18 protein-coding genes are annotated in these 17,641 nt (G+C 51.2%); 10 read left to right on the top strand and 8 right to left on the bottom strand.

Translation table 11 applies throughout. The features are described from left to right. Positions 1-182: 182 nt before the first annotated feature. Positions 183-1,247 carry a bifunctional phosphoglucose/phosphomannose isomerase gene (locus KIS29_07210; GenBank protein MBX8640107.1) on the bottom strand — a complete coding sequence of 355 codons (1,065 nt, stop codon included), beginning with the start codon at positions 1,245-1,247 and terminating at the stop codon, positions 183-185. A 240-nt stretch (positions 1,248-1,487) separates the two neighbouring features. Here KIS29_07210 and KIS29_07205 point away from each other — a divergent pair, with 240 nt between their 5' ends. From KIS29_07205 to proS, 3 genes are all read left to right on the top strand, one after another. After that, positions 1,488-1,952 (top strand): FAD synthase, encoded by a 465-nt coding sequence (locus KIS29_07205; protein ID MBX8640106.1) that lies wholly within the window; start codon positions 1,488-1,490, stop codon positions 1,950-1,952. Between the two features lie 84 nt (positions 1,953-2,036). Continuing rightward, positions 2,037-2,906: a ribose-phosphate diphosphokinase gene (gene prs, locus KIS29_07200; protein ID MBX8640105.1), complete on the top strand. Its 870-nt coding sequence runs from the start codon at positions 2,037-2,039 to the stop codon at positions 2,904-2,906. 77 nt (positions 2,907-2,983) lie between these two features. Beyond that, positions 2,984-4,384 carry a proline--tRNA ligase gene (proS, locus tag KIS29_07195; GenBank protein ID MBX8640104.1) on the top strand — a complete coding sequence of 467 codons (1,401 nt, stop codon included), beginning with the start codon at positions 2,984-2,986 and terminating at the stop codon, positions 4,382-4,384. 24 nt (positions 4,385-4,408) lie between these two features. On the opposite strand, the gene KIS29_07190 is transcribed toward proS, so the two are convergent. Next, on the bottom strand, positions 4,409-4,624 hold the full coding sequence (locus KIS29_07190) for a hypothetical protein (protein ID MBX8640103.1): 216 nt from the start codon (positions 4,622-4,624) through the stop codon (positions 4,409-4,411). A gap of 172 nt (positions 4,625-4,796) precedes the next feature. Between KIS29_07190 and KIS29_07185 the strand changes: the two genes are divergently transcribed. Together KIS29_07185 and KIS29_07180 are read left to right on the top strand one after the other, a co-directional pair. Continuing rightward, positions 4,797-5,561, top strand: coding sequence for an aldolase (locus KIS29_07185; protein ID MBX8640102.1), 765 nt, complete (start codon positions 4,797-4,799; stop codon positions 5,559-5,561). A 4-nt stretch (positions 5,562-5,565) separates the two neighbouring features. After that, on the top strand, positions 5,566-6,588 hold the full coding sequence (locus tag KIS29_07180; protein ID MBX8640101.1) for an ATP-dependent 6-phosphofructokinase: 1,023 nt from the start codon (positions 5,566-5,568) through the stop codon (positions 6,586-6,588). Between the two features lie 28 nt (positions 6,589-6,616). On the opposite strand, the gene folP is transcribed toward KIS29_07180, so the two are convergent. The 4 genes from folP to KIS29_07160 form a co-directional block, all read right to left on the bottom strand. Beyond that, positions 6,617-7,477 (bottom strand): dihydropteroate synthase, encoded by an 861-nt coding sequence (gene folP, locus KIS29_07175; GenBank protein MBX8640100.1) that lies wholly within the window; start codon positions 7,475-7,477, stop codon positions 6,617-6,619. A 344-nt stretch (positions 7,478-7,821) separates the two neighbouring features. Further along, complete coding sequence (locus KIS29_07170; protein MBX8640099.1) at positions 7,822-8,721, bottom strand: prenyltransferase; 900 nt, start codon at positions 8,719-8,721, stop codon at positions 7,822-7,824. 49 nt (positions 8,722-8,770) lie between these two features. Continuing rightward, positions 8,771-9,658 (bottom strand): prenyltransferase, encoded by an 888-nt coding sequence (locus KIS29_07165; GenBank protein ID MBX8640098.1) that lies wholly within the window; start codon positions 9,656-9,658, stop codon positions 8,771-8,773. Positions 9,659-9,706: 48 nt separating this feature from the next. Continuing rightward, entirely contained in the window at positions 9,707-10,471 is a 765-nt protein-coding gene (locus tag KIS29_07160) for a class I SAM-dependent methyltransferase (protein ID MBX8640097.1), read from the bottom strand. A 126-nt stretch (positions 10,472-10,597) separates the two neighbouring features. Between KIS29_07160 and KIS29_07155 the strand changes: the two genes are divergently transcribed. After that, positions 10,598-11,644: a zinc-binding dehydrogenase gene (locus KIS29_07155; protein ID MBX8640096.1), complete on the top strand. Its 1,047-nt coding sequence runs from the start codon at positions 10,598-10,600 to the stop codon at positions 11,642-11,644. 87 nt (positions 11,645-11,731) lie between these two features. On the opposite strand, the gene KIS29_07150 is transcribed toward KIS29_07155, so the two are convergent. Beyond that, complete coding sequence (locus KIS29_07150) at positions 11,732-13,024, bottom strand: FAD-dependent oxidoreductase (GenBank protein MBX8640095.1); 1,293 nt, start codon at positions 13,022-13,024, stop codon at positions 11,732-11,734. Between the two features lie 268 nt (positions 13,025-13,292). Here KIS29_07150 and mdh point away from each other — a divergent pair, with 268 nt between their 5' ends. The 3 genes from mdh (at position 13,293) to KIS29_07135 (ending at position 15,143) form a co-directional block, all read left to right on the top strand. After that, on the top strand, positions 13,293-14,216 hold the full coding sequence (gene mdh, locus KIS29_07145; GenBank protein ID MBX8640094.1) for a malate dehydrogenase: 924 nt from the start codon (positions 13,293-13,295) through the stop codon (positions 14,214-14,216). Between the two features lie 315 nt (positions 14,217-14,531). Further along, positions 14,532-14,669, top strand: a complete 138-nt coding sequence (locus KIS29_07140; GenBank protein ID MBX8640093.1) for a hypothetical protein — start codon at positions 14,532-14,534, stop codon at positions 14,667-14,669. Between the two features lie 162 nt (positions 14,670-14,831). Then, on the top strand, positions 14,832-15,143 hold the full coding sequence (locus KIS29_07135; protein ID MBX8640092.1) for a PadR family transcriptional regulator: 312 nt from the start codon (positions 14,832-14,834) through the stop codon (positions 15,141-15,143). A 234-nt stretch (positions 15,144-15,377) separates the two neighbouring features. Here KIS29_07135 and KIS29_07130 read toward each other — a convergent pair whose 3' ends face one another. Next, positions 15,378-16,826 (bottom strand): MFS transporter, encoded by a 1,449-nt coding sequence (locus KIS29_07130; protein MBX8640091.1) that lies wholly within the window; start codon positions 16,824-16,826, stop codon positions 15,378-15,380. Positions 16,827-17,271: 445 nt separating this feature from the next. On the opposite strand from KIS29_07130, the gene KIS29_07125 reads away from it, so the two are divergent. Beyond that, positions 17,272-17,622, top strand: coding sequence for a PadR family transcriptional regulator (locus KIS29_07125; GenBank protein ID MBX8640090.1), 351 nt, complete (start codon positions 17,272-17,274; stop codon positions 17,620-17,622). The last annotated feature ends 19 nt before the right edge of the window (positions 17,623-17,641 follow it).

Below are 17,641 nucleotides of genomic sequence, written 5' to 3'. Positions count from 1 at the left end.
ACGGCTGACACTGCTCCTGCAAGAATGGAAGGTCGGTCATGTTTCAGAAGCTGATGTATCTGCGGCACTCATTGCCTAACCCTTTATGTCCGCCATAGGTCGTCGCCTGTGTCCTGCATGAGAAATGCGATATGTATGCCCGGTTTAAAACAGATGGCAGACTGTTTTCCTGTATCATCACCTTAAAGCGGTCTGGACGCGATCTCACGCTTCAGTTCTTCGATAGGCGCAACGGGAGACGGATCCCTGCCCTCCAGCACTGAAAGGTAGTAGCTTGCCATATCTCCGACAGCCATTGTGCCGAGATAACCCGCAATAAGATTTTTTCCGCTGCAGGTAAATGTCTTCATCTCTATTCTCCTCCTTAGCAAATCAGTAACGACTCCTATCCTCCTCCTCATCATCGGATTCATGTCCGCTTCTGTCAGGAGCACCATCCTGTAATTCGACACAGTGGGATCCTCGAAAAGAGGAATCCAGTCGTTGTGGTTCAGTTCTGGCAGAACCATAAGCCAGGCAAACTTCTTCGAATTCTCGTTGAACTGTGTCTTCATTCTTTCACCAATCGAGTAAACTCCCGGTGTCGTGACCACCAGGGGCGTGAATCCGGAGAGCCATTTGGCGAGTGTCTTTGCCTCGTTTTTTTCCGACGGGACTTCGGGAGACATGGCCGCAATCCGCTCCCTGACGCTCTGAATGGCATCCATCATCAGCGGCCTGAAATCATAAACGGAAAGCCTGTCGGCGATGGCAATAATGCAGGACAGCATAAAGCCTACAGCAGCCCGGGGCTGCTGTCCTCCCGGAATTTTGTAATGCATAATTCCGTTTTCGGCTGAAATGCGCTCGACCTCGCCACCCGAAGAAATGGAAACGGTTGGAATTTTGCGCCCGATTGCATCCTTCAGCGACGATACTGTTTCCTCCGTATTGCCGGAATAACTGATCGCGATGTGCAGTGCCTCTCTCCCGACGTTCCTTGGAAGCGAGTAGTTTCTGTTGGTAATCACATCAAAATCTGTGAGCTGCCCTGCAATGTCTCTGAAAATGTCCCCTCCTATTGCCGATCCGCCCATTCCGGAAATTACGAACGATCTTGGATTGGACAATGATGAAATTCCAGGCTTGCCGATTCCTATCTCCCAGCCTTTCTCCAGCTGAAAAGGAAGCGAAATGATTGATTTGATCATGCCGGATCTGTCAATTGACCTGAATGTCTCCTCCGAGTCAATGTCAGTACTGTTCATGCGGAGTGAAGTGAATTACGCATATTTTACCGCTGCTAGACGGCCGAAGAGACGCTATGTATGCATGCGGGAGACCAAAACCGGGTTCCCTGCAGCGATACCCTGTCCATGAAATAATGCCGCGGCTGTCAACCTTTCAGGCAACGGGCTCCCGGCGGAACCATCAAGTCTATTATATGAGTAATTGTAACCGTCAGTCTGATGGTGCCCGTTTTGGCTGAAAAGAAACATGTGAGGGTAATGGCATCCGGCGTCTTCGATTTGATACATCTCGGTCATGTCCACTACCTGGAAGAGGCAAGAAAACTCGGAGATGAACTTCTTGTCGTTGTCGCGACTGACAGCACGGTCAGGAAAATGAAGCATGAGCCGATAACACCCGGCAAGATGCGCGTCGAGCTTGTCAAGGCGCTCAAGCCGGTCGATTTTGCGGTGCTAGGCCATGAAGATGATATTTTTAAGACAGTAGAAGAGCAGAAACCGGACATCATTGCTCTGGGATTCGATCAGAAGTTTGATGAAAGGGAGCTTAAAATACAGCTGGAATCCAGAGGTCTTGGTCATATACGGATAGTCAGACTTTCGAAAATGAGTTACGACAGTTTCGATCTTGACGGAACGAGAAAGATCATCCAGCGGATAATAGACTGGTATTCACTCGAAAAGAAGCTCAGGGAAAGTGAAACGGGCAGCCGGAAAACCTGACATCGGCCGCTCTGCGCATGATCTGCCTGTTCAAGTCGATGAAAACCGATAGTAATAAGAGAGAAAAGAAATTACAACTCCAGCGTGATAATAGTCGGAGGCACCAGCAACAGACTGCTGACAGAGCATCTTGCTGCCGAAACTGACAGTGATATCGCATCCACCGAGCTGAGAAATTTTCCTGACGGCGAGAAATACGTCAGGGTCATTACGAACGTGAACAGAAAGGATGTCGTGATTGTTTCCGCGACATACCCCGATTCCGGTATAATCGAGACGCTACTGCTGCACGACGCCGTGATGCGCTCAAACCCAAATTCGGTCAGGCTGCTCATACCGTATTACGGGTACCAGAGGCAGGACAAACTGTTCAAGGACGGCGAATCGATAAGTGCTGAGGTTGTGGCCGGCGTACTTGACGGAAGGTTTGATGAAATAATGACCGTCGACCTTCACGCGGAAGGTGTTTCGCGTTATTTCAAGAAGACAAAGGTAAGGAATTTCGTCGCGTCCCCGTTGATTGCCGGATATTACAGGAAGATGGATATAGACACTGTAATCTCTCCGGACGGTGGAAGCAGGGCTGTCGAATATGCAAAGATCGCGGCAAAAAAACTGGATTGCGAATATGACTATTTCCTGAAGGAGAGGATCGACTCCAACAACGTCAGGCTATATCCGAAGAAGGTGGATGTGGCAGGAAAATCCGTTCTGATTGTCGACGATATCATTGCCACCGGAAGCTCAATGCTCGCTGCAATCAGAAGACTTGTCGAACTCGGCGCAGCAGGAATCTACGTAGGCTGCACTCACGGTCAGTTCACCAACAATGCCCTTCCGACCCTTATGAAGCATGCCAGGGATGTGATTTCTACCGACACCATAGAAACCGATGCTTCAAAGGTTTCTGTCGCACCGCTCATATCGGAACACCTTTTTGAGGTGAAATTATAGGCATTTCTGCTCTCGGCATGATTATGTATGCGTTCTAAATCTGTGAATAAGGCAACGGTTCCTACGGAAGACGTAATATGTTGAAGAAATCTGAGAATTTCGGCGAGTGGTACAACGAGGTTGTCGAGGAAAGCGGTCTTACAGACAAGCGATACCCTGTCAAGGGAATGAATGTCTGGCCCGCCTACGGCTGGAAAACGATGCTCGCCATCAACTCGGTCGTTCGAAGGGAATTCGATTCACGCGGGCATCAGGAGGTTTATTTTCCTCTTCTGATTCCTGAGGATCAGTTTGAGAAGGAAAAGGAGCACATCAAGGGTTTCGACGCTCAGGTTTTCTGGGTAACCAGGGCAGGCGACAACGACCTCGACATCAGGCTGCTGCTCAGACCGACAAGCGAAACTGCGATGTATCCCATTTTTTCGGTATGGATCCGCTCGCACGCCGATCTGCCGCTGCGGGTTTACCAGATAGTCAATACATTCAGGTATGAGACAAAACAGACGCGCGCGTTCATCAGGGTCAGGGAAATACAGTTTATCGAAGGGCATACCTGCCATGCGACGTTTGAGGAAGCGGAGGAACAGATAAGGGAAGATCTGGAAATAATGAAGTGTATAGCCGATGAGCTCTGTCTCCCTTTCAGGATAATAAGGAGAACGGAGTGGGACAAGTTTCCTGGCGCATTCTACACGTACGGAATAGATACCATGCTCCCTGACGGCAGGGCACTTCAGATTGCGTCCATTCATCAGTACAGGACAAACTTCTCCGTTCCATACGGCATATATTTTGAAGAGGCGGACGGAAGCAGGGAGCCCGTGCACCAGACAACCTATGGCATGAGTGAAAGAATGCTCGGTGCCGTCGTCGCAATACATGGTGATGACGCCGGGCTCGTTATGCCGCCCTCGATTGCGCCTGTCCAGATACTTGTAGTGCCTGTGCCGGTGAAGGGGGAGGCCGAATCTATCACTGCCGGGGCAAGGAAGGTATACTCAAAGATCAGGCGGCTCGGTTACAGGGTCGAGATCGATGACAGGGATATACGGCCTGGAAACAAGTATTATTACTGGGAAAGGAAGGGGGTACCGCTCAGGCTCGAGGTGGGCCGCAGGGAACTGGAGGAAAATTGCGTCACTGCCGTCAGAAGGGATACAGGAGAAAAATTCAAAATTTCGATCCCCGTCCTGGGCAGAAAACTTTCCTCCGTGTTAGCAGACATTTCTCTGTCCATACTGGAAAAGGCGAAGGATGAAGTTTCAAGGATGGAATTCGAAGTGGATTCCCCGGAAAATATCCGGGACGGCTACAACAGGATGCACTGGTGCGGAGAGGAAGGTTGCGGCAGGAAGATAGAAGAGAGAAGCGGTGCAAGTCTTCTGGGTACGCCAGTAGGGGAAGAAGCGGCCCACGGCAAGTGCGTCATATGCGGCAGAGATTCGGACACTGTAGCCATTGTTGCCAGGACGATGTAGCCGGAGCGGCATAGCACGGATAGATCAACTGCGCACAGGTTTCTTTCTGAAAAGCAGAAAACCCAGGAAACCAAGGCCGAAGAAGAAAAGGAAGATCGAGTAGACACCCTCATTCCCCTTCTGGAGTATGTTCCACTCCCCGTAGGTTACAGCGTAGCCATAGTAGAATGAAATGCCCACGATCATCATTACAACGGAGCCCGCGAGTTTTAATTTCCGGGCCAATTCCCCGTCATCCATATTTTTGACAAACCTGTCGGTGCTTTATAAATCTTATTGGCTCCGGCCGCGCCGGGAGTGTCCTGCGTCAGTTCCTGGTATCGCCTGGGCAATACCTGCAGTAGAAGAAACCTATTATAACAGGTAATCCAATCTTTAACAGGAAGACAAAGGAGAGGTTACATTGGGAAGAATGAGCAGATTTATGAGGAACGGACACTCGCTTATACTTGCATACGATCAGGGACTTGAACACGGTCCGACAGATTTCAACGAAAAGAATGTCGATCCTGCATATGTCATAGATATAGCAAACAGGGGGGGGTTCGATGCATTTGTATGCCAGAAGGGAATTGCGGAGAATTATCATGAGCTGATAGATGTGCCGCTCCTGCTGAAGGTAAACGGCAAAACGGCAGTCTATGGTGGGGACCCGGTTGCGAGACAGAACTGTTCGGTGGATTATGCAGGTAAACTCGGTGCTTCGGCCATCGGTTATACGATATACATAGGCAGCAGATTCGAAGGCGAAATGATGGCCGAGTTCGGGAGAATAGAGGAAGAGGCGCACAGCATCGGACTGGCGGCAGTCCTGTGGATATATCCGCGCGGGGAATACGTGAAAAATGACACGTCGCCTGAACTTGTGGCCTATTCCGCCAGGACAGCGCTTGAACTCGGGGCGGATGCGGCCAAGATCAAGTACACGGGCGACAGGAAGACCTTCTCATGGGCCGTGAAGTCCGCCGGGAAGATACCTGTTTATATGGCGGGCGGCAAGAAGACAAAGGATGAGGCCGACTTTCTCCAGCAGGCTGCCGACTGCGTTGCTGCCGGCGCCGCCGGCCTCGCGGTCGGGCGCAACGTATGGCAGAGCGATGATCCGCTGGGCCTTTCCGGAAAGCTGAACTCGCTGGTCATAGAGGGCAAGGCCGGGCACCAGCTGAAAACGGCGTGATGGCTTGAAGGTCGGTATTCTTAACGGCGGCGGAGACTGCGCCGGCCTGAATTCGGTGACCAGGGGCGTTCTGAGAGGCGCGGAAGAGTTCGGTATAGCTGTCGTGGGGATAAGGAACGGATGGGCAGGGCTCCTTGAGCCGGATGCCTCGGAAATAAGTTATGGCGATTTCGAGGATCTTGGCGGCACGGGAGGAACAGTCCTCGGGACCTCACGGACAAATCCGGCGAAGAGAAAGGATGGCATCGCAACCGTGCGGAGAAATATCGGGGTGCTGGGAATTGACGCACTGATAGCCGTGGGCGGTGACGACACGCTCGGAGTGGCTTCGGAACTTTCAAAGGCTGGAGAAAATGTTATCGGCGTCCCCAAAACGATAGACAACGATCTCGCCGGAACCGATTATTCGTTTGGTTTCTTCACTGCGGTAGATGAAGCAATGCGTATGATAGAGAGCCTGAAAACCACAGGCAGATCGCATAACAGGGTGATGGTTGTGGAGGTAATGGGGCGCGATGCGGGCTGGATTTCCTCCTACGCCGGCATCGCCGCTGGCGCCAATTTCATAATAATCCCCGAATTTCAGGCAGACATCGATGAAATCGCACGGACAGTCGTGCTGCGCCACAGGAAGGGGAAAGGCAGCACCATCGTTGTTGCAGAAGGAGTGAAATTCGCATCGAGAGGTGTTTCGGAGAAGGACGAATTCGGCCATGAGCTCATTGCAAAGGCACAGGGGGAAAGCAACGCTTCATATCTTGCAAGGCTGATTGAGGAGAAGACAGGTCTCGAGACCAGGGCCACCGTGCTGGGCCACACCATCAGGGGCACTCCGCCTGATGCCTACGACAGGGTGATGACTTCTCTCCTTGGTCTCAGGGCAATTGACGCCGCTAGAGGCGGAAGGTTTGGAATAATGGTCGCAGTAAGGGGAACAGAGATCGTTGAAGTTCCGCTTTCCGAAGGAGTTAGAAAAAAATACGTCGATGCTGCCAGATGGGATTCATTCAGAAGATTTTTTGTGTGACGGCGGCAGTCCGCCCTGCATCCTGCCATCAGCGCCTCACGTGCATCCTTCCGGAGGCTATGCTTCTGGCAACCGATATCGCCATGGATGTCTCAAGAACATCATGCACCCTCAGCATTCCTGCCCCCTTTATCATGGAGCAGACAGCAGAGGCGATGCTCCCCTCAAGTCTTCTTTTGCCGCTCTCCTGAGTGATGTGCCCTATGAATGATTTCCTCGAGGTTCCCACAAGGACAGGATGGCCTAGGGAGCGGAATTCGTCCAGCCTGTTCAATATCGTGAGATTGTGCTGGTAAGTCTTGCCGAAGCCGATGCCCGGGTCTATTATTGCCTTCGATGTGTCCACGCCATCGTCCTCCGCAGTCTGAAGGCTGCCTGCTATGAACTTGATTACCTCATATACCACGTCTTCGTAGACCGGTCCGGCCTGCATGGTCTGCGGATTTCCCTTCATGTGCATCAGAACGAACGGGCAGTCCTCCCTGCCGAGAAGGCGTCTCATCTGCGGCGAACGCAGGCCGGTTACATCGTTCACAATTGAAGCGCCCGCCCGCAAAGCGGCCTTTGCAACCTCTGGATGATATGTGTCAACAGAAATCGGTATGTCAATCTTCGAGTGCACCTCCCTGATGACTGGAATGATCCTGTTCAGTTCCTCACTGGGTGTGACAGGCGCGGCGCCGGGTCTTGTGGATTCTCCGCCTATGTCTACAATATCGGCCCCTTCCTCTTCCATCTGTGCCGCCCTGGACACCGCAGTCTCCTTGTTGAAATATTTCCCTCCGTCGGAGAATGAATCGGGGGTTACATTGAGCACACCCATGATTCTCGTGCCTGTAAAGTCAATCGTGAAGCTCTTGCATTTTATGGTCCTTATGCCTCCGGACATGTAGTTTTCGACAGCACTGCTGATCTTTGATATTATATCGGACTCCTCCTCCACATCTCTCGAATCAGCGATTCTCATTATGGCAGACCTTGTCGTCCTTAGCAGGGCCACATCCTCCCCTGCGACGAGAGAGCGTATTGTCATATGCTCCCTGAACGCCAGCATCTCTGCAAGGCCGTCTGAATCGGCGCGCTTCAGATCGTCACCTCCTATTGTGATCAAAAGAGAGCAGTCGTCAGCCAGGGCCGGATCCGTGTAATGGCTTTCCGCCTGGTATCCAAACGGTATCGTTCTTACCGAGATCATCGTCTGAATTGATCAGATGCAGGATTTTTAACTTTATGTCAGTGCGCTGCCAGCAGTGCCGCAGCGATGAGGACCGTTCCTGCAAACTGGAGAAGGAGAAGATGTGCTGTCTGCCTGGAAAAACACGTCGCATCCGAACAGTTCCTCCTCACTACGAGAAGAATATATGCTGTGAGCAGCAGTGAAAACACAAGCGGAACGAGCATCGAGTAGCCGGCAATAATTACGAGCGAAGCGACGGAAGCAAGTGCAAGCATGCTGAAGAGTGTTATGAATGCCATGGCATGTTTTAACCTGAAAGCATGCGCAGCCGCATACCTTGCACCTCTCCTCATTCCGGCATCAGGAAGATGATGTGCGTATCTTATAGAAGTTACCCAGAAAGCGGTAGGCAGTGAGAAGATGATCGGCAGCGCACTAATATGATCCGACGCTATGAAGTACAGCGCAAGCATCGGCAGCGGACCGAAAGAGAAAAAGGCAACAGGCTCGCCAAACCCCCTCAGCCCGAGTTCCATCGGCGGGAATGCGTAAATGAATGTCATGGCCAGCCCGGACATGCCTATGAGTATTATTACGACGAAACCCGTGGAGGCCGCAATATAAAGGCCGATAATTCCCGCGAGGAGCAGCGTGAATATGCCGTATCCTGTAAGCTGCTCAGCGCTTTTCCCGCCGTATTTCACCAGGTACGGTCCGGTCGGGATCCACGTCTCCTCCTGTGTTATCATGACTGATTCGGCGTTGTCCGCTATTTCCGCCATTATGTTGACGCCCACCTCGAAAATCAGAAGAGCAGCAGCACCCAGCGTGAAGAGCACCGGGAATTTCATCTCGCCACGGGAGAGCGCCAGCGCTGCTGTAATCAGTATGGGACCGCCCGATGCCCAGTACATCGGGATGCGCAATCCCCTGATTACCACGCCCGGTTTTGTCATTGACTTCCTCTGTAATGCGTCTGAACTGAATTAACTGCCGCATGCCTTGTCATATGATGTATGCAACGACAAGCAGTATGATGAATACATACATCCCTATGATGTTGTTTCTCAGTGCCCTGACAAGGTAGTCCATCCGTCCCAGTCCGCGTCTTCCGTAGAAGTATGCGCTGTAGATAAGCGGTGCGGAAAGGAGTGAGATCAGCGTCAATTCAGCCACTATGTGCAGGAGTGCGCCGGCGACGATCATTGCGTAAATTACCGTCGCAAAGATCGCATATGCCCTTACTGCGTTCTCCCTGCCGAGTGTAGTTGTAACGTTCTTCCTCCCGGTCTTCGCATCGGCTTCAGCATCCGGAACTTCATTCATTATCACAAGATTCGCGATTAGCAGACCGGAGGGGATGGAGATGTAGACAGCGCTGAGAGAATAATAATGTGTCTGAACGAAATAGGCGCCCATGACTATGAGCCCGATGACGCAGAGCATGAATTCGCCGAGCCCTCTCCTCTGCCAGACGGTTGAATAGAACGTGCCAGCGAAGCCCCCGAGGAAAAATAGCGGGATCAGTTCCCATCCGCTTATCACAGACAGATAGACGCCTATGAAAAACGCAAGAATCAGAGCCGAAGTTGCTATCCTGAAAGCCTCATCAGGCTTAAGCCCGCCTTCGAAGATTATCCGTCCTCCTCCGCTGTAGGCTGTTTTAGTTGTGAGCAGGTCTGTGCCGAATCTGTAGTCGAAGTATTCATCATAGGTGTTGGCTGCGATCTGAGAGCAGACGGCGCCGACTGCGGTCAGTACGAATAGCGGTGCGGAATATATTCCCTGTCTGAAGGCTATCAGCGTTCCGAGTACGGCGTAAAGAAGCGATATCAGCAGGTGAGGCTCAAATATTATCCTGAAGAGTATGATATTTACCTTGTTTCTGTCCATTCCGCAAATCATAAGGGCAATGTAATTAAAATCATGCTGTTTAACAAATTAACCCGTGCTATTCCCCGCCTCCGGGCGTTTCCCCATCACGATGGCAACACCGCGTGTGGAAAGATACCTGAAGCTCGTTTCGTCATATCCGTATTTTTTCAGTTCGCTTGAGAGCACAACCGGATCGCCGAGCGACATGTACGCAAAGCTCAGGTGTTTCCATGGATTCCTGCCCCATTCCTTGCGCACCTTTCTTGGAACCGCAAGATAGGCAAGATGATACAGTACATGTTTCATGTAGAATTCCATGAAGGCCCGTCTGAGACGCGTGTCGGGCGATGCGATGTCGATGATTACAAGCTTCCCTCCGCCTTTCAGCACCCGCCTTACATCCTCCAGCGCCTTTCCTCTGTCGATCAGGTTCTTGAATGAGAATCCAGACATAACCCTGTCAAAAGTGCCTTCCACGAACGGCAGGTATTCGGCCACACCTATTACTGGAACATAATGATCAGTGCGAAGCCGTTCCCTGACAGAGTCCCTGAGCATTTTGCTGTTCGGCTCAAGGAGAACAATTTCGCTTCCCTGAAGCAGCCTGGAGAAAGAACCAGGGCCGCTTCCGATTTCAAGAACGCGCATTCCGTCATCCGTTTCCTTTGCGGCCTGCCTCCTCCACCTGTCCATCAGGCCGAAGGAGATGATTGAAGCCGCCCTGTCGTAATATTCCTGAATCGATTCTATGTCCTTTTCCACGTTCTCCCATTTTGATCTCTTTTCGGCGGGATCATGTTCTCCGTTCTGCCCGGACGCTGTCTGCTGCATCGGAACCCTCTGAATATGAATTAACCAGTTCGCAATTGGTATATTATCGTTGTTGCGCTCCGCCGCATATTGACCGCATAACAAAAAGTTAAATCGTGAAATGCGGTAAACTGAGCCGGCGAAAATATGAGAGCATGGTTTTTTGACGAGTTCGGAAATTACGACAGACTTAAACTCGGCGCTGCCGCTGATCAGGCTGCCGGTGAAAACGAGGTAAGGATAAAAGTGGCGTCCGCCGGCATAAACCCCATCGACAGGTCAGTGATAACAGGTCGTTTTCCATGGGTATCGAAGCCTCACATACCAGGCGCGGAATTTGCAGGCGAGGTCGTCGAAACAGGAAACGCTGTCACTTGGCTTTCCAGAGGTGACCGTGTGGCGGTATTCCCAAAGATTTACTGCGGTAAATGCAGTTACTGTCTCCGCGGCATGGAGAGTGCATGCCTGGCAAACGAGCATATGGACACGGCGCCATATATCATCGGACTTCAGCGAAATGGCGGCTGGAGTGAATTTTCAACAGTTCCGGCAGTCAACGCCGTAAAGATCCCTGACGATGTCTCATTCGAACAGGCTGCAACACTTCCAGTCGACGGGACAACCGCATGGCATATAGTCGAAAGATGCAGGCCGGAGCTGGCGGAGCGCGCCCTCGTTATGGGTGCGACAGGGGGTGTGGGCACATTTGCCATACAGTTACTGAAAATGCAAGGCTGTGAAGTCATTGCTGCGGTAGGCAATGACAACCAGGCTGAATTTGTTTCGCGCATCGGTGCGGATTACGCTGTTGACAGGAACAGAGAGGATGTCCAGAAGGCAGTCATGCAGCTCACGGGAAACAGGGGTGTTGATGTAGTCATCGATCCGCTGGGCTCAGCTACGCTTTCGTCCAGCATGAACTCTCTTTCGCCTATGGGCCGATATGCTACATGCGGCATTCTCACCGGACCAAAGGCGGAATTGAGCATACTCCGCCTCTATTCGATGCAGATTGAGCTAATCGGTTCAACGAGCGCAAACAGGTCAGACATGGATGCTGTGATCTCCCTGATGGGACGTGGCAAACTGCGGGGCGCTGTCGATTCCTCTTTCAGTTTCGGGGATTTGCCGAAAGCACTACGGAGACTCGATGAGCATGGGCGTCTGGGAAAGGTAATGATGAGTGTCAGCTGATCCGATGAATTCTGCCGGCTTATGTAATCTCGGGAAGCTGGGCAATCCAATGCAGCAGGCAGGATGAAATAGCGCACTGCCCTCTTTTCACATAAGCCTGTAGATGCTGTAAATATCCCGGAGGAGTCTCAGTCTCGAAATATTTCCGGACATGGCACGTTTCGAAACAGTAGAGAGCTTTTCTTTACCGAATCCCTTCACTGAGAACATCTCGGATAACAAATTCAGGACCAGTGGCGGATAGTCGGAAAATATTCTTTCATTGTGCAGAATCCTGTCGTTTCCACTAAACCTTTCAATCTCAGACATCAGGCCGATTTCCTCCAGCCTTTTTCTGTAACCTGAAAGTGCGGAAGCGTCAAATTTCCCCTCTTTCGATGCCTCGATGAACGTGTTTGCAGCGCAGTATCCTGATGCGATTGCAAGATCCACTCCCCGGTACGTGTAACCGTTGTTTATGAAGAAACCGGCAGCATCGCCGGTGACCATGAAGCCGTCGCCGGAAAGATTGCCTGTTTCCATCGGAACGGAATTGGGTATCATGTGTGCAGAATACTCTATCACCTTCCCTCCGCCGATCATTCTTCTGATGTGCGGGTGGAGCCTGAACGACTCCGCAAGCTGCTGAACCTCAAGTTTACTCCCGGCAAGTCCCTTCGGCTCGACCACAATTCCGATTGAAAGGCTTTCCCTGTTGGTATATATGAACGCTCCGCCGGCAGGCATGTATCTGCTTGGAAATCCGACATAAACGCCTGCAAACCCCTCATTTTCCCCAAGGCCGAATCTCGATTCAATTGCATCCTTCCCGATCTCCACCGTTTCCTTGACACCGATTTTAAACTGGTCTGGCGTGATATCACTTCTTGTCCCGGCCAGCCTCGACAGTGTCGCTGTGACACCCTCCGCGTCGATGACGCACCTGCCCTCTATCCTGTCACCTGCGGCCATGATCCCCTTAACCTTGCGATCCTCCATCAGGAGTTCATCGACCCTTGTGCCGGGCACAACAATTGCGCCCGCTTCTTCAGCCTTGTCCGATAGCCATTTGTCGAATCTGCTCCGTCTGGCCACGAAGCTGTCTGCCGTTTCAGGCGCTCCGTGATGATCTGAAAACGACAGTGTGGCGCATCTGTTATCGTCCATGATATTTACTGATTCATTAACGACAAAGCGCTCGTACGGCACATCGGATGGAAAATCCTTGAAAATGCGTCGAAGCATATGTGCATATATGCGACCTCCAAACACATTTTTCTGACCCGGCAACTTCCCCCTTTCGAGAAGCAGCACCTTGAATCCGGATTTCGCCGCCTGATACGCCGCTGTGCTTCCTGCCGGTCCGGCCCCGACAACGATAAGATCGAATGCTTCCGACATAACACATCCTCGAACTGGATAGTAAATAAAGGTGGCTTAAATGCTTTCAGCGCAATGCTTCAGCGCAGGCAGAGCAAATTCTTACAAACTCTTCAGCCTGTCTATTTTCGCAAGCCGGGCAATATGCTTTCAGGGTCTAAAGTCTGCTGCCGCCTCCGGACGTTCAAAGCACCGCTCTTCTTCTCCCGGGGAACCGAATATATATGTAGAATAGAACGTTATTCAAAGGAACGGAAGTGAAAAATTGTCCGGAGTAAGCAAAATTTCAATGATAGGGGCCGGAAATGTCGGCGCCACCGCTGGACAGAAAATCGCCGAGCATGATATCGCGGACGAACTTGTTTTTGTCGATGTTGTGGACGGCCTTCCTCAGGGGAGGGCTCTTGATATGATGGAGTCTGCCCCCGTGGAGGGCTTCAATACAAAGATTTCCGGCAGCAACGACTATTCGGCAATATCTGATTCCGACATAATTGTGGTAACCGCGGGCCTTGCCAGAAAGCCGGGTATGACGCGATCCGATCTGCTTGACAAGAATGCTTCGATACTCTCCTCCGTAGGCGAGAGCATTAAAAAATATTCCCCGAGGGCATTTGTCATAGTTGTAACCAACCCTATGGATATAATGACATATCTGCTCTTCAGGAAAACGGGTTTCAGGCCTGACAGAGTGGTCGGTATGGCAGGCGTCCTTGACACATCGAGATTCCGCACGTTTGTGTCGATGGAACTGGGCGTGTATCCGTCCCAGGTGGTTGCCTTTGTGCTTGGAGGTCACGGTCCTTCGATGGTTCCGGTCGTCAGCAACACAAGTGTTGGCGGGGTTCCGCTGACCGGCCTTATGCCCAGGGCAAAGATCGATGAAATTGTCAGGAGGACAAGGATGGGCGGCGACGAAATAGTCAATCTTCTCAAGACAGGAAGCGCATTCTATGCCCCTGCGTCCTCAATTTACGAAATGGTTCGATCTGTGGCCCTCAATGAGAAGAAGATACTTCCCTGTTCAGCCTACCTGAACGGAGAATACGGTATAAGGGACATCTTCACGGGTGTGCCTGTGATTCTCGGAAGCAAAGGCGTGGAGAAAATAATTGAATTGCAGATTTCCGCTGAGGAATCGGCTGCACTGAATGAAAGTGCGAATGCAGTCAGGAAGGATGTCGAACTCCTCCGAGAACACAAATTTCTCTAAATCTCTTCAAGTCGTTTTCGCCCAGGTTACGTTTCTCCTTCCGGCGTGATTGCCGGTAAGCCGCCATAGGGGAAATGTTGCCGCTTTAACCCATTGTTCCACACCTCATGAATGCATTACTATTGCATCAGGTTCATCAGTCTGCAGGAATGATGTTAACCATGCCATATGTACTTACGATATATCGTAAACTATATATCATAGCAAAGATATTCCTGTCTCCGTGATAATGTGAGGCAAATGCATAGTCATTACGAGAGAAATAACTGTGAATGCGGTTGTGGATGTGGTTGTGGATGCGGCGAGTCGCATTCAATGGAACGGACTCATTGGAGAACCGGAAAGGACGTCGTTGCGGAACTTGAACAGTACAAGCAGGAGCTGGAAAGCGAGCTGCTGGAACTCGAGAAACAAATCAAATCCGTCAAAGGTACGGACACGAAGTCGGTTTAGCGCAGGATGTTCCGCTGGTGCCGGCGGGTATCGCGCCGTCGTGCCATCCGTCACCATACCGTATATCCTGTTTGTGCAGACAGTAAAATATGTTGAAGGACTAATCCTGTGAACAGTATGAAGCAAGGATGCTGTTGCAGCTGCGGCCCGTTCAGAGTCAACTTGATTCCGACCGGTCTCCTGAAGCCGCTTATACTGATGATCCTGCATGAAACACCAATGCACGGCTATGAACTGATGCAGGAAATTGAACGGCGGACAAACGGTTTCTGGAAGCCCGGGCCTGGAGCCATCTATCCTGTTCTGGCGGATCTCGAGAGAATGCACCTTATACAGAGAAAATCAATTGCGCAGGGTGACAGGCCAAAGTTTCTGTATACAATCACTGAAAGCGGTGTGAATTCCATCCGGGATGTAGATACCTTCAGGAAGGAGTGGAGAGAGGGCGTGGAATCGCTGAAAAGCATGTTCTGACCGTTCGGCGCTGCGAAACTTTTTCTCAATTCGTTGAATTTTCTCCCCGCTTCAGGCATCGGCAGAATGGGCAGGACAGGTTGATGTCAGGGCAGCGCCGTTTCGGTGTTTATGTCAGATGCCTTGTAGCGCCGCAACAACTTCTCCAGTACGATGTGTATGCTCCGATGCATGACGTGCGGCTGTCGCGGAACGCTCAAAACCCTTCTGATGATACGGCGTCTTCCCAGGCGCTCATTTGTTGCCTCCGTCAACAGCCGGCTGTGTCGCTGGGACAGCCTTTACACTTCCATGCGTTCCCCTGAAGTACGAGAAAATTCCGGCAAGGATCAGGAGCGCAAAGCTTGCGAAGAATGCAGTATGAATTCCCTGGAGGAACGTTCCAGAAATGCCACCTCTCAGTGTGCCGGTCCCAAGGAAAACCTCGAACGCAATATACCTGGGAACGCTTACCGAGGCTATCGAAATTGAAAGAACGTAACTGAAAAGCGTTCCTATGCTTGACAGTGTTCTGAGAAGACCTGATACGGAACCGTAGATGTTCTTTGGCGAACTTGACATTACTGCGCTGTTGTTAGCCGGCCAGAACATCGCCCCTCCGACACCGGAAACCAGTGAAGCCGGTATAATCACAAGGAAAACGTCGGTTGCAGCTGTGAGCGTTGTGTAGACTATGACAGCCACAGCCATCATCACAATGCCGGCGCTTGCAACAATATGCGGCCCGAACCTGTCAGAAAAGCGGCCCATTCCCGGCGCCAGCAGACTTGCTATCACATAACCCGGAACGAGAATGAGTGAAGCCTTCAGTGGACTGTAACCCCGGATTCCCTGCAGGTACATTATCAGGAGGAATACAACCGACAGGTAGCCCAGTGCCTGTGTGAAGGAGGCTATCAGCGAATACGAAAGGATCCTGACCCTGAATGCCTGGAGGTTCATTATCGGACTTTTCGCTCTCCTCTCCATGATTATGAAAGGTATGAGCATCAGGAGGCCAACCACGATCAGTGAAAGATTGAATAAATCCAGGCCCGAGCCTGCAATATCTGTTGCACCGTATGTGATCAGGACGAGCAGGATGCCGAGAAGTGCCATTCCGCCGATGTCCAGTCCTGTGGATTTGCGTTCAGTATCCCTGATGTATTTCATACCGAGTGCAAGTCCTGCAAGCCCTATGGGCACATTTATGAAGAAAATATACCGCCAGCCGATGAATGTGGTTATGAAGCCCCCCAGCACTATTCCCAGTGTGCCTCCGACGTTCCATCCCATTGTCGTGTACCCAAATGCCCTCCCCCTTTCGTGCGCTCCAAAATTATCGGCAACAATTGCATTGCTGTTTGACTGCATCAGCGATGCCCCGAACGCCTGGAGCCCACGGGACGCTATCAGCATGTCCATGTCCGTCGCAAAACCGCATAACGCAGAACCGGTGATGAATACCACGAAGCCGAAATTGAATATATTCTTTCTTCCGAAAAGATCCCCGAGTCTTCCCAGCTGTGTTGTAAATACAGCAACAACAAGAAGGTAGATGATTATAATCCAAATTGAAAGGAAAAGTGTCGAATGAAGTTCGTCCGTGATCGTCGGCAGGGCGAGTATGACGATCGTTGTGTCTATGGCCGACATCAGCGTCCCGATAAGCACGCTCGACAGCACAAAGTTGCGTTTTTCCATAATCGCCCATCGCTGGCCTGCACGATTTTTTCGCCCGGACAGTTTTTTTGCAGACTCAGACTAAGGACATAAAGACAGAATATGAATTTTTGCAAATTCCATGGCATCGGCATAATTGTCTGCGCCATACGCAGATTTATTCCCGGCATCGAACAGCCGGGGCTATTTCCTCCTCTGCTTCAACTCATCAGCAGACCACACTCTAACATGTTCGACCGCAAGTCTTCTGTTCCTGTTTCGGCTTCATCTGAAATGCTGAACACAACCATCGGAAAACAGTGCTTATGGTGACGGCAATGACACTTATCCCTGTGCGATAGTGAGTGTAATTTATGTCGCATCCCGGCTCACAGCCCCTGCAGACTGGGGGAATGCATCCGGGCGGAATGTAATAAATATCAGTAACAGATATCAATATCAGTTATCTGTAATAGATATTACCAGGATGATTGAAATGGAAGAAATGACAAAGTACCTTGAGAGAGGGCTGTTCAGGCCCTATGTGCTCTGGAAATGTTCCAAGTCTCAGATTTCAGGGATGGATCTGCTGGATGCCGAAAAGATGCACCAGCATGTCCTCAGTCCCGGAAAGCTCTATCCCGTGCTCCACAAGCTGATGAGCGACGGTCTTCTCACTGAGGAGCCGAGGATAGAACACGGCAGGATACACAAGTATTACAGAACGACCAGCAAAGGTGTGAAGGCGCTGGAAAAGCTGAGAATCGATCTTGGCCCGCCGATGAAGGATTTCCTTGTGGAGTGGCTGCGGGACAGCATAGAGGCACGCACCGCATAGGCGCTTGATGAAAACAGCG

The organism is Candidatus Sysuiplasma jiujiangense (assembly GCA_019721075.1).
GTDB classification, from domain to species: domain Archaea; phylum Thermoplasmatota; class Thermoplasmata; order Sysuiplasmatales; family Sysuiplasmataceae; genus Sysuiplasma; species Sysuiplasma jiujiangense.
This window is presented reverse-complemented; position numbering and strand designations above follow the sequence as displayed.

Excerpts from the sequence above, each read along its gene's own strand:
- KIS29_07210 (MBX8640107.1), bottom strand. The coding sequence starts at position 1,247 with ATGAACAGTACTGACATTGACTCGGAGGAGACATTCAGGTCAATTGAC.
- KIS29_07205 (MBX8640106.1), top strand. The coding sequence starts at position 1,488 with ATGGCATCCGGCGTCTTCGATTTGATACATCTCGGTCATGTCCACTAC.
- proS (MBX8640104.1), top strand. The coding sequence starts at position 2,984 with ATGTTGAAGAAATCTGAGAATTTCGGCGAGTGGTACAACGAGGTTGTC.
- KIS29_07190 (MBX8640103.1), bottom strand. The coding sequence starts at position 4,624 with ATGGATGACGGGGAATTGGCCCGGAAATTAAAACTCGCGGGCTCCGTT.
- KIS29_07185 (MBX8640102.1), top strand. The coding sequence starts at position 4,797 with ATGAGCAGATTTATGAGGAACGGACACTCGCTTATACTTGCATACGAT.
- folP (MBX8640100.1), bottom strand. The coding sequence starts at position 7,477 with ATGTCCGGAGGCATAAGGACCATAAAATGCAAGAGCTTCACGATTGAC.
- KIS29_07170 (MBX8640099.1), bottom strand. The coding sequence starts at position 8,721 with ATGACAAAACCGGGCGTGGTAATCAGGGGATTGCGCATCCCGATGTAC.
- KIS29_07165 (MBX8640098.1), bottom strand. The coding sequence starts at position 9,658 with ATGGACAGAAACAAGGTAAATATCATACTCTTCAGGATAATATTTGAG.
- KIS29_07160 (MBX8640097.1), bottom strand. The coding sequence starts at position 10,471 with ATGCAGCAGACAGCGTCCGGGCAGAACGGAGAACATGATCCCGCCGAA.
- KIS29_07155 (MBX8640096.1), top strand. The coding sequence starts at position 10,598 with ATGAGAGCATGGTTTTTTGACGAGTTCGGAAATTACGACAGACTTAAA.
- KIS29_07150 (MBX8640095.1), bottom strand. The coding sequence starts at position 13,024 with ATGTCGGAAGCATTCGATCTTATCGTTGTCGGGGCCGGACCGGCAGGA.
- mdh (MBX8640094.1), top strand. The coding sequence starts at position 13,293 with ATGATAGGGGCCGGAAATGTCGGCGCCACCGCTGGACAGAAAATCGCC.
- KIS29_07140 (MBX8640093.1), top strand. The coding sequence starts at position 14,532 with ATGGAACGGACTCATTGGAGAACCGGAAAGGACGTCGTTGCGGAACTT.
- KIS29_07130 (MBX8640091.1), bottom strand. The coding sequence starts at position 16,826 with ATGGAAAAACGCAACTTTGTGCTGTCGAGCGTGCTTATCGGGACGCTG.
- KIS29_07125 (MBX8640090.1), top strand. The coding sequence starts at position 17,272 with ATGATTGAAATGGAAGAAATGACAAAGTACCTTGAGAGAGGGCTGTTC.